The sequence below is a fragment of the uncultured Oscillibacter sp. genome (assembly GCF_910587525.1).
Classification (GTDB): domain Bacteria; phylum Bacillota; class Clostridia; order Oscillospirales; family Oscillospiraceae; genus Oscillibacter.
The window spans coordinates 42,998-54,519 of record NZ_CAJULS010000003.1 but is presented as its reverse complement, the minus strand read 5'-3'; the positions used below and the strand labels follow the sequence as shown (position 1 = coordinate 54,519).

Here is an 11,522-nt window from a genome sequence, read left to right as displayed (position 1 = left end):
GTATTCAGCACAATATTATGGCGATGAACGCCTACCGCAACTACAACACCAACACTTCCGCGCTGAGCAAGAACCTGGAGAAGCTGTCTTCCGGCTACAAGATCAACCGCGCCGGCGACGACGCCGCTGGCCTGGCCATTTCCGAGAAGATGCGGGCCCAGATCACCGGCCTGAACGCCGCCCAGAAGAACGTGAAGGACGGCATCTCCCTGGTGAAGACCGCTGAGGGCGCCATGCAGGAGATTCAGGACATGCTCAACCGTATGTCCTACCTGGCCACCCAGTCCGCCAACGGCACCTATGACAACGAGGTGGACCGCTACAACCTGCAGAAGGAAGTCACCCAGCTGAAGTCCGAAATTAACCGTATCGCCGAGTCCGCCAACTTCAACGGCATCCAGCTGCTCAACGGCGACCTGGACGCCGGCAGCGCCGCCGCCTCCTCCGGCATGAGCAATGTTGCGGTTACCCCCGAGATCGACGCCGTGAAGCCCGCCGAGAACGCTCAGGCCGGTGTTTACACCATTGATACGAAGGGCCTGGAAGTCAGGACCGGCAGCGCTGCCACTGGCTCCATCAAGGTCACGGTGGGCGGCAAGACCGTTGCCACCGCCACCCTCACCGGCTCCAACAAGACCCTGAGCAACATCTCCTTCACCGCCACCGCCGGCGATATCACCATCGGCGGCGAGAAGTTCACCGCCACGGCCGACGCCAACGGCATCACCCTGACCATGAAGAGCGCCCCCAGCCAGGAGTTCACTGCGGATATGACCGTCACCTATGCCTGCTCCAACGCTGTGCGCGGGGGCACGGCGAGCAACGATGCCAACAACGCCTGGACCGATACTGTCCGTGTGGACAAGAAGGCCATCTATGCTGAGGACCGCCAGCTGGCCAGCGGCAAGTTCACCCTCTCCGGCGTGTCCGACGGCATGCAGCTGATGATCGGCAAGGACGTCTACACCTTCGCCGTGGGCAAGGACAGCAAGTACGCCAACGCCGGCGGCAACGTGATCGACCTGACCCAGGTGAACAAGACCGGCACCGACCTGGATAAGGAGGCTGTCCGCCGCCTGACCGAGGCCGCCAAGAACAACTCCATGTTCAAGGTCACCACCGACAACACCTCTGCCGAGGTCCACCTGACCGAGATCGAGGGCAAGGTTGACTACAGCGTCAACAACCTGGTCGGCGAGAGCGACTCTGCGCTTGACGGCAACTGGACCGGCCTTGTGAAGATCGGCCAGGCCGGCGCCGCTGGCGGTGCCGCCGGCGGCCTGCAGCTGCAGATCGGTGACACCAGCGAGAGCTACAACCAGCTGAACGTCTCCATCGGCGACATGCACACCTACGGCGCTATGGACATCGACGGCATTGACATCGGCACTCCCGGCGGCGCTTCCAGCGCTATCAACAAGATCAAGGACGCCATCAACTACGTCTCCGGCATCCGCGGCGACCTGGGCGCCACCCAGAACCGTCTGGAGCACACCGCCAACAACCTGAGCGTCATGGCGGAGAACATCCAGGACGCCGAGTCCACCATCCGCGACACCGACGTTGCCGAGGAGATGATGGCCTACACCAAGAACAACATCCTGGTTCAGTCCGCCCAGGCCATGCTGGCTCAGGCCAACGCTGTTCCCCAGGGCGTGCTGCAGCTCCTCGGCTAATCAGCACAGTTGTTCTGAAAACAGCATCAACCCCAACCAAGCGGGGCGGGCTTTGGCCCGCCCCGCTTCCCTGTAAAGGAGGAACGCCCATGGAGGCAATTGACATCGCCCGCAGGCTGGCAGGGCTTGGCAGTGCGGAGGAGGCGCAAAACGCCTATAAGCTGGCCCTCCACCAGGGCCTTGACCCCGCCGGAGAGCTGGAGGCGGCGGCTTATATTCTGCAGTCCGGCGGAGACTACCAGATCTCCTATACCCACTTTTGCAGGCTCTATAATCAGGGCTGCTTTCAGGAGCAGATTCTGCCCGTCATGATCGGGGCTTTCTACGAGCCCAACGCACAGGAACTACGGTCCCGCTACCAGCGGAACTGCAAGCTGCTGAAAAAATACCCCTATCTTTTCCGGAGGGATTTTCTCCCCTTCGACGAGCTGCCCGTCTGGTTTTTCCCCTATGACGGCGACGGCTATGTTCCCTTTTATCCGGACCAGAAGCGGTTCGGTGATTATATCAACTTCAAAAACCCCGTGGTCAGCCGGAATTTCTTTCGCGATTTGGAAAACCCCATTCTGGCGGACGACGTTTACAGCCAGTACGAGCTGGAATATCTGCATGACAACGTGCGCAGAAGCGAGGACGTAGGCAGGGAGAACCACCTGTATCTCCACTATGCCGACTGGGCGGTCTTTTGCGCCCATCTGCAGTGCCTGGATTTTCACCGCCTGCTGAAAGACGAAAAGATCGTCTTCCTGATTGGCGGGGAAATTGAACGCTATCCCATCGATTTCAAGGCGGAGTACGGCGTCGACTACAGCCGCTGTCCCCTGAAGCCCGTCGGCATCCGGGAGGTCAGCCGCCTGATCTGGCACACCCAGCTGTCCTATCACAACGGCGGCGACTTTTTCAACGAGGTCTTTGACGCTCACCCCAATCTGCTGGTTCTTCCCTCCATCCTGATGGAAGCCATAGAAAAAGATGTCGCTGACTATGAAAACCGGATAAACAGCGCACAGAGCCTGCGCCACGCGCAGGAGCTCTTTGCGGAATGGCAGAATCCCCGGCGGATCGAGGAGCTCTACCGTCTGAAAGGCCGGACGGCCAAGGATATTATGGCGGCGGTGTATCTGGAGAATTCCACCGCCACAGCGGGGCTGGACCGGGCTTCCCGGATCGCCCCCGCCGTGTTTGTCCAGCCCCACTTCACCAAAATGCCCGCCGGATTGGGCGTAAACACGGAAAAGGGCTGCGCGGTGCTGAACATGCCCTCTTACGAGGAGATCAAAAACTCCCCTCTGTTCACGGGCTTTCCGTATATCAAGACGTTCAGCCCTATGCGCCGCTTCACCACCAGCCATGGCGCGTCGGTAAGATTTATGTATCAAAGTGCGCTCCAGGCAGAGCGGAAGGAGAGGGAGAATCCGACGGCGCCGAAGACCATCGTCAACGACGCCATCTCCGAGCGGATCTTCAACCGCAGTTTTATGGCCGACCCGGAGGACCGCCTGTTCAAGGACAGCGTTGTGGTCCGCTTTGAGGACGGAAAGCTGAATCCGAAGGCGACCTTCACCGCGCTGGCGGCGTTTCTGGACCTGCCCTATACGCAGTCCATGACAGAGTGCACGGAGGGCGGAAAGGAAGTCTATGTGCCCGGCAACGCAAAGGGCTTCGACCCGGAGACGGTGTACCGGACCTACGACGAGTTTGTCAACGACGACGAGCGGTATTTTATTGAGTATTTCCTCCGGGACGCCTATGAGTATTATGGATACGACTTCCACTATTACGACGGCGCGCCGGTGGATGAGGAGCGGGCCAAAGAGCTGATTCATGGGTTCACTACGCTGGACGGCTACATCCGCGAAACCTGGTCAAAGGTATTTGCCCTTGTAGAAGCCACCATAGGGGACCAGACGCTGGAGTGGAAGGGCAAGTCTCCGCGGGATGAGATGCTGGAAAATTACATGAAGGCCTGCGAAGAAAACCGGCTGAAAAACACAAGGATTCTGCTGAACGGCCTTCGCTTCGTGAGCAAGACCGGCCAGCCCCTCCGCATGATAAGGAAGCTGGAGCCGGACCCGGCGCTGCTGGAGCAGCCGCTGTACCACTGACCGGATGAGAGATTTCAGAGATCTGGACACGGGCGCTCTGGACCGGGCCCAGTACCTTCTGGAGCGGATGCTGGACCTGGCGGAGACATCCGCCGGGAAGGACTGCACAGACCGGCGCCGGGCGGCCCTGCAAAAGGGCTTTGCCTTTTTACAGGCGGAGGTTCTGGAGATTTTGGACAAGACCAACGGGGAGGACATTTGAGCGTGGACAAAAAGGGAACGGTCTATTTTTTCACCGGCCTGGCTGGAGCGGGCAAGACCACCATCGGCGGGCTGTTTTACGAGCGGCTGAAAAGACGCAGCCCGGAGGCGGTCCTCCTGGATGGAGATCAGGTCCGGCTCAAGCTGGGCGACAGCACGGCGGACGGAACAGTTCTGGTGACAGACCGGTACACCACCCAGGCGCGGAAAACCGGCGCCCTGCAAACGTTTCGGAGAATTCGGGATCTGGCGGATCAGGGGAAAGATGTGGTGATTTGCAGCATCTCAATGTACAGGGAAGTCCGTGCCTGGAACCGGGAGAATATTGCCAATTATCGGGAGATCTATATTAAGGTGACCCGTGAAACGCTGTACCGCCGGGACCAGAAAAAGCTGTATTCCTCCGGGGCGAAAAACGTGGTGGGTGTAGACCTGCCCTATGATGAACCGGGACATTCCAATATTGTCATCCAGAATGACGGCCAGGAGACGCCGGAGGAGATCGTATCCCGCCTGGAGAAGTTTTTTGGACTTGAGTAGGAGCACGTATGGTTTATAAGGCTGATTTACACACCCACAGCACAGCCTCGGACGGGCAGTATGCCCCGGCGGAGCTGGTCCGCCTGGCCAAAGAGCGGGGTACGGAGGTGCTGGCCCTCACCGACCACGACAATCTGGACGGACTGGACGAAGCTGTGGAGGCCGGCAGGGCGCTGGGGCTGCAGGTTGTGCGGGGAATCGAACTGAGTTCGGACGATTATCTGAACCTGCATATTTTAGGCTACGGATTTTCTCCCTCCCTGCTGCGCGGATGGATTGGAGACCTGAAGGGCGGACGCGATGACCGCAAGTACCGCATCCGGGATTTTCTGCGGACAAAAGGTTTGGAAATTCCCCTGGACGAGGTGGACCAGGAGGCCGCCGGCGGAGCGGTGGGCCGTCCGCACTTCGCAAGAGTCATGCTCCGCCGCGGCTATGCCGCCAACTGGAAAGAGGCCTTTGACCGCTATCTGGACACACCGGAATTTCAGGCAATCGAAAAGGGCACAAAGCCCAGCGCCCAAACCTGTGTGGAACGGATCAAAAAAGCCGGCGGAAAAGTCTCCCTGGCCCATCCCTATCAAATCGTGCTGAACGGAGAGAGCCTGGAGGAACTGGTGCGGCGGCTCGTCAGCTACGGATTAGACGCCATTGAATGCTATTACCCCATCCACACTCCAGAACAGACGGCCGAGTATTTGCATATTGCGGAAAAATATGGTCTGCATGTCACCGGCGGCAGCGACTTCCACGGGGAGAAGAGCAAGCCCGACCACCCGCTGGCGGCATGGGAGCTTGCGTTGGACTGGCTGATTTGATTTTGAAAGGGGACCCCAATGACGCAGGGCACATTAGAAGATTACCGGCGGGTATATGACATGCTGGAGGACGCGGAATCCCGCGATATCTATCTGAAACGCCTGAACTGGCTGGTTTCTAGGCAAAAGCGGTATATCGATTCCATTGTAACCACCTACCTGCCGGGTATTCCGCTCTATACAGGAAAAAGCCCCGCCGATTTGAGAGATTCCATGCCGAAAGACCGCAAGGTCATTCTCTATGGAGCGGGAATGGCGGGCAAGATCATTCTCCCATATTGGCAGGACGACGAACGTTTTGCCGGTTTTTGCAGCCGGACAAAAGAGAAACAGAAAAACGGCTACTGCGGCTGGCCGGTCATGAGTCCGGAAGAGCTGCTGTCAAGAAAAGAGTTCAATGTTATCGTCAGTACAACAATGGCGGATAAAGAAATCAAGCAGATACTGCTGGATGGCGGGTATCCTCAGGATCAGGTGTACAGTCTGATCGAGTATTACAAATATGAAGATCCGGACCAGTATTTCAGCCCGGATTTTATGTATTACGGGGAGGAAGAAATCTTAATTGACGCGGGCTGTCTCAACCTGGCTTCCTCCCTTGTGTTTAAAAAACACTGCAAACACGTAAAGCGCATTTACGCTTTTGAGCCGGACCCGGAGTGCTACCAAATCTGCCTGGAGCGAAAACGCAGGGAGTCCCTCTCCGAGGCAGAGCTCTTTCCGTACGGGACATGGAGCGAGCGGAGAACACTCTACTTTAAGACAACCGCAGACGGAGCTTCCCGTATATGTACGAATGGAGAAAACAGCATCGCCGTCATTCCCATTGACGAGGCGGTGCCCTCCGGGGAGCGCATTACCATGATTAAAATGGATATAGAGGGATCGGAATTGGAGGCCCTAAAGGGCGCAAAAAGGACGATTCAACGCCACAAACCAAAGCTGGCAATCTGTATCTACCATAAGCCCGGGGATATGACGGCAATTCCCCTGTATATCAAGGAACTGGTCCCAGAGTACAGGCTGTATATCCGTCATCACTCAAATTATGCAAATGAAACCGTGCTTTACGCCGTAATGCCGTAAAGAAGCACAAATTGGAAGCACAGATCAAATTCCTAAACGGGGGTTTGAACAACAAGATAACCAGACAGCTGCGGGGGAGGAAAGGCAGAATGAATTACGCAATTATTTTAGCCGGCGGTTATGGCATTCGGTTTAATTCCGGGAATTTGCCGAAGCAATTCGTGGAGATGACCGGGATGCCTATGCTGGCATATTCCATGAAGACCGCACAGCGAAACGCAAATATTGATGAGGTCTGTGTGGTGACCTTGGAAGAATACATCCCCCAGGTCTGGGTATGGGGCCAGCGGTATCATATCTCGAAGCTAAAATATGTGGCAAAGGCAGGCGTGACACGCTTTGATTCTGTGTACAGCGGGATGTGCACCATACCGGCCAAAGAAACAGATACCGTGATCATCATGACCTCGGTGTGTCCGCTTTTGGCTCAGGAGACTGTCAACAAACACTATGAGCTGATCAAAGAGCATGACGGCATCATCACTGTAGTAAAGGCGACGGATGCGGTAACTGCCAGTGATGACGGAGTGATGGCGGATCAGACGCTGCAAAAGGAAAAGCTCTTTGTGCAGCAGGGTCCGCAGACCTATCGTTATGGAGTCCTGAAAACGGCGCATGAGACGTATAGAAGCGCACCTCAGACGAGAGAGGTATATGAGGACAGCGAGTTGGTTTTGCGTCTGGGGATTCCAGTTGCCATGGTGGAAGGGGACCGGTTCTGCATCAAAGTGACCTATCCGGAGGACTTGGCCATTGCCAAGGCATTATACCCGCTCTTCTGTGAAAAAGAAAACAGATGGGAGTAAAACAGGTGAAGAACATCATTCAGGAAGATATTGAAAAGCTGCTGGCGGAAAGGCACGATTTGGAAAGGCTGGACCACCAGACGATGCTGATTTCCGGCGCCAACAGTTTTCTGATGTCTTACTTTATTTACCTTGTTTTGGAGTACGATCAAAGGACCCACAGCGACATCAAGATTTTGGCCCTGTGCAGAGATCAAAAAAAAGCAAAAACGCAGTTTGCAGCGTACTTGGAAGACCCCCATTTTAGTCTGCTGCTCCAGGACGTACGGGACCCTGTTTCCTGGGGAGGCGAGATTGATATCTGTATTCATGCCGCCAGTCCCGTCGGCAGCGAGTCCCGCTGGGAGAAGTCCCTGGAAACATTTGAGGCCAATCTCTTCGGCTGCAAAAACCTTTTGGAGCTTGCCCGGGAAAAGCACAGCCGCCGGTTTATGCTGATAAGCAGCGTAGATGTCTACGGTGATTGTCCGGTGCAAGGACGCAGGAAAGAAACGGATACAGGCGTTCTGGACTGGACCTACGTACGAAATGCGTACTCTCTCGGAAAACGCGCGGCGGAGACCCTGTGCAGCTTCTATTACACATTGTACGGGATGCCCTGCGTAACGGTGCGGCCCGTCCAAATCTACGGCCCCGGCGTGTCGTTAACGGACGGGAGGCTTCACGGCGATTTCGTCCGGCAATTGCAGACCCAGAATCAAATTGTGCTGAAAAGCGACGGGTCGGCGCTGCGCTCTTTTATGTATATATCGGACGCAACACACGCTCTGTTGGATGTATTGCTCTATGGGAAAGCAGGGGAGCGCTACAACATCTGCGACGAGGCGGGTGAGTGTTCGGTGAAGGAGCTGGCTGAACTGTATGCGAAACGATGGGGAAACGGAGCCGGGGTTGTATTTGACTGGTCCACGCGGAACACGCCGGAGGTCAAAGACGCCATTTCCGTTGTAACAGGAGACAGCGGTAAGCTGCGAGAGCTTGGCTGGAAAAGCAGGACAGATCTGAACGAGGGGATTCAGCGGACGCTGACATATTACACCTGTGGAGACAGATAGGAGAGTCCTTGTGTCCGCTGGCGCTCTTGATGCTGAGGAGGGTCTATTTTGGAGCTGAAGGCAGTTCTTCAAACATACCAAAATGATAAGATCGCCATTTATGGCCTGAGTCCGCTGACCCAAACGCTTTTGGAGCAATTGGACGGCTGTCACGTATTGGGGCTGTTGGACGGCTATCAGACCAGCGGTAATCTTTACGGCAAATCGATTCTTTCCATGGAGGAGGCGGTTCGGGAGCAGGTCCGCCTGATCATCGTGGCGGCGCGGCCGGAATCCTGCAAAGTAATTGCCAAGCGGATCGAAACTGTCTGCGCGGAGCACGGGATCACACTGGTCGACATTCATGGGGAGGACTTGCGCACGCCGAAAAAAGCGGCATATTCGTTTTCAGGCATTTCCGGCGCCTCTAAAGAGATGGTCCGGCAATTGATCGACACACATGACGCGGTCAGCGCAGACCTCTTTGACACGCTGCTGATGCGCCGGACACTGTTTCCCGCGGATGTATTTGAAATCGTCGGTCTGCGGCTGAAGCAAAAGGGAATCGTTATCGATTGCTTCCCCCAAAAGCGGCTTGAAGGAGAGAAGGAACTGGGAAAGACTACCGTTCCAACGCTGCTTGAAATCTATTCGTATATTTTAGAGCGATATTCCATCCCCGGTATCCGGCCGGAGGAATTGGCGCGGCTGGAGTGGGAGACTGACCGGGATCTGGTTGTTCCGCGAAAGGAACTCTGTACGCTTTTGCGGGAGGCGCACCAGCAGGGCAAGCCCGTGTATATCGTCTCCGATACCTTTTATACAAAAGACCAGCTGGCCGCTTTGCTGAATCACTGCGGCATTACCTTCTATACAGATATTTTGGCCTCCTGCGACTACCGGACCGGCAAAACCCAGGGTCTGTTCACGGTGCTGCGGCAGCGGATTCCCGAAAAACACTGTGTACATATCGGCGATTCCATAGACGCGGACATAAAGAGCGCGGAGCGAAGCGGCTATACTGCCTGCCAGCTATTCAGCGGACTGGAGCTCTTTGAAAAGGCAGGCTATTTGGGGCTGTGGGAGAAGATTCACAGCTTATCCAGCAGGATTCAGACCGGGATGCTGGCGGCGAATTTGTTCAACAGCCCCTTTCAGTTTGAGGAACCGGAGCGGAAAATCCACGTGGCTGACGCCTACGATATTGGCTATTTATTTTTGGGCCCAGTCATCACCGGCTTTGTGATTTGGCTCTACCGGCAGATGCGGCAGCGCGGGCTAAAAAACATATGGTTCTGCGCCAGAGACGGGTATCTTATCAAAAAACTCTACGACCAGTTGGACACGTCAGCGAATTCGGTCTATTTTTTGACCTCCCGCTTTGCCGCAATCCGTGCCGGCATAGAGGATGACGGGGATATTCACTATGTAGAGTCCATGCGCTTCAGCGGCAGCCTCCAGGAGCAGCTGCGGGAGCGGTTTGGAATTTCGGTGGAGGCCGATGCGGAACGCGGCAGACTGCTGGATTATAGGGAGGAGATATTAAAAGCGGCAGAGGTAAACCGAAAGAACTACCTCACCTATCTCCAAAATCTGGAAACAGCGGAGGGCGAGATCGCCTTTTGCGATTTCTCGGCCCGCGGAACCGTTCAGATGTATGTGCAGAGACTGCTGGACCGGCATTTAAAGGGGCTGTATTTCTCACAGCTGGACCCTGGCTATATGGAGGCAAAAGGGTTGGAGATCTCTCCTTTCTATAGTGGGGACAGCGGCGTTTACCGGAATTTTTATGTGTTGGAAGCGGTGATTACCGCTCCGCAGCCCTCGGTATTTGGATTTGATGAAAATGGGGACGCCTGCTTTGTGCGGGAAACCCGGTCCGATGAGGATCTGCGGTGTATTCAGCGCGTTCAGGACGGAGCTGCCGATTATTTTGAAATGTTTCGAAAACTCGATCCGGAATGGGAGAGCCTGGACGAAAGGTCTTTGGGAAGTTTGATCCTGTCTCTGGTTCATAAAATCGAAATTCAAGACAGAGATTTTCTGTCGTTAACGGTGGATGACCCGTTTTTCCACAGGGTATCAAATGTTTCTGATTTGGTGTAGTGCGGTCAAAAAACAGGATTGGAGCTGAAACATGAAACCGATTAGAGTTCTGCAGCTGGTATCGCCGGGGTTCGGCGGAATTGAGACGTTTGTATTTAACTATTACCGCTATATGGACCAGGAGAAATTCCGGTTTGATTTTTTGACGCAGAACCAGGCTCTGGAGGGCGCGGAGCAGTACCGGGATTTTGAATACAAGGTACATCTCCTGCGGACAACCGCCGGTCAGGACAAGGACCTCTTTACACAGAGAATTCGGGAGATATTCAAAAGCGGATATGACGTTCTGCATCTGAACAATTGTTTTTGGACCGGTTTTCTGCTGGAGGAGCTTGCGCGGGAAGCCGGAATCAAAAAAGTGATTGTCCATTCTCACTCCACCTTTATCGACGAGCCGGATGAAAAAAAGCGGGAACAGCTCCGCCGCCGTCATGAGGAGGTCAAGCGGGCGTTCTCTCCGGATCTGGCCACAGATTTCTGGGCCTGCTCCCAGCTTGCGGCAGACTGGCTGTTTGGGCCTCAGATTCCCAAAGAGCGGATTCGAATTATCAAGAACGCCATTGCGGTGGAGAAATATCAGTTCAACGCCGGAAAAAGGGAGCAGATTCGGCATGAGCTGGGCCTTGGCGACGCGCTGGTGCTGGGCACGTCCGGCCGGCTGTCATATCAGAAAAACCATTCGTTTTTAATTGATGTATTTTCAAAGTTCCATCAAAACCACCCAAAATCCAAGCTGCTGATTACCGGCGACGGAGAACTGCGGGAGGATTTGGCGAAGCAGGTCAGCGGCAGCCATCTGGAAAAAGATGTGCTGCTGCTTGGGTGGAAAAACAATGTGGAAGACTATTTGCAGGCGATGGATCTCTTCCTTCTGCCGTCCAGATTTGAGGGTCTCGGGATTGCAGCGGTAGAGGCGGCGGCCTCCGGTTTGCCGTGTATAGTGTCCGACCAGGTGCCAAAGGATGTGGCGTTCGCGGAAAACATTTGGCATAGGCCGCTGGATGCCGCCGTGTGGACCTGCGCACTGGAACAGCTGGCGGCCCAGCCGTGTGACCGGGAGTCTGGGTGTGAAACAGTACGGATGGCAGGCTATGACATCCGGCAGCAGGCAAGGGTACTGGAAGACCTGTATAGGGAAAGCGGGAGATAA

10 protein-coding genes are annotated in these 11,522 nt (G+C 55.4%); all 10 read left to right on the top strand.

All coding sequences use genetic code 11. The annotated features are described in order from the left end of the window. Window positions 1-1,676, top strand: a 1,676-nt coding sequence (locus QZ326_RS00835; RefSeq protein ID WP_365327912.1) for a flagellin, incomplete at its 5' end; no start/stop codon positions are given. A gap of 89 nt (window positions 1,677-1,765) precedes the next feature. Continuing rightward, window positions 1,766-3,781: a hypothetical protein gene (locus QZ326_RS00830; protein WP_295740232.1), complete on the top strand. Its 2,016-nt coding sequence runs from the start codon at window positions 1,766-1,768 to the stop codon at window positions 3,779-3,781. Window positions 3,782-3,785: 4 nt separating this feature from the next. Beyond that, entirely contained in the window at window positions 3,786-3,983 is a 198-nt protein-coding gene (locus QZ326_RS00825; RefSeq protein WP_295740229.1) for a hypothetical protein, read from the top strand. 2 nt (window positions 3,984-3,985) lie between these two features. Beyond that, window positions 3,986-4,522, top strand: coding sequence for an adenylyl-sulfate kinase (locus tag QZ326_RS00820; protein ID WP_295740243.1), 537 nt, complete (start codon window positions 3,986-3,988; stop codon window positions 4,520-4,522). A gap of 8 nt (window positions 4,523-4,530) precedes the next feature. Further along, a complete protein-coding gene (locus QZ326_RS00815; protein WP_295740226.1) occupies window positions 4,531-5,340 on the top strand; it encodes a PHP domain-containing protein in 810 nt (269 codons plus the stop codon). Between the two features lie 60 nt (window positions 5,341-5,400). Continuing rightward, entirely contained in the window at window positions 5,401-6,426 is a 1,026-nt protein-coding gene (locus QZ326_RS00810; protein WP_295740224.1) for an FkbM family methyltransferase, read from the top strand. Between the two features lie 89 nt (window positions 6,427-6,515). After that, on the top strand, window positions 6,516-7,232 hold the full coding sequence (locus QZ326_RS00805) for an IspD/TarI family cytidylyltransferase (RefSeq protein ID WP_295740220.1): 717 nt from the start codon (window positions 6,516-6,518) through the stop codon (window positions 7,230-7,232). A 5-nt stretch (window positions 7,233-7,237) separates the two neighbouring features. Then, on the top strand, window positions 7,238-8,287 hold the full coding sequence (locus QZ326_RS00800) for an NAD(P)-dependent oxidoreductase (RefSeq protein WP_295740217.1): 1,050 nt from the start codon (window positions 7,238-7,240) through the stop codon (window positions 8,285-8,287). 48 nt (window positions 8,288-8,335) lie between these two features. Beyond that, on the top strand, window positions 8,336-10,372 hold the full coding sequence (locus QZ326_RS00795; protein ID WP_295740214.1) for an HAD family hydrolase: 2,037 nt from the start codon (window positions 8,336-8,338) through the stop codon (window positions 10,370-10,372). A gap of 31 nt (window positions 10,373-10,403) precedes the next feature. Next, window positions 10,404-11,522, top strand: a complete 1,119-nt coding sequence (locus QZ326_RS00790; protein WP_295740211.1) for a glycosyltransferase — start codon at window positions 10,404-10,406, stop codon at window positions 11,520-11,522.

What these genes read in the sequence shown, in the direction of transcription:
- QZ326_RS00830 (WP_295740232.1), top strand. Translation starts at nt 1,766, where the DNA reads ATGGAGGCAATTGACATCGCCCGCAGGCTGGCAGGGCTTGGCAGTGCG.
- QZ326_RS00825 (WP_295740229.1), top strand. Translation starts at nt 3,786, where the DNA reads ATGAGAGATTTCAGAGATCTGGACACGGGCGCTCTGGACCGGGCCCAG.
- QZ326_RS00815 (WP_295740226.1), top strand. Translation starts at nt 4,531, where the DNA reads ATGGTTTATAAGGCTGATTTACACACCCACAGCACAGCCTCGGACGGG.
- QZ326_RS00810 (WP_295740224.1), top strand. Translation starts at nt 5,401, where the DNA reads ATGCTGGAGGACGCGGAATCCCGCGATATCTATCTGAAACGCCTGAAC.
- QZ326_RS00805 (WP_295740220.1), top strand. Translation starts at nt 6,516, where the DNA reads ATGAATTACGCAATTATTTTAGCCGGCGGTTATGGCATTCGGTTTAAT.
- QZ326_RS00790 (WP_295740211.1), top strand. Translation starts at nt 10,404, where the DNA reads ATGAAACCGATTAGAGTTCTGCAGCTGGTATCGCCGGGGTTCGGCGGA.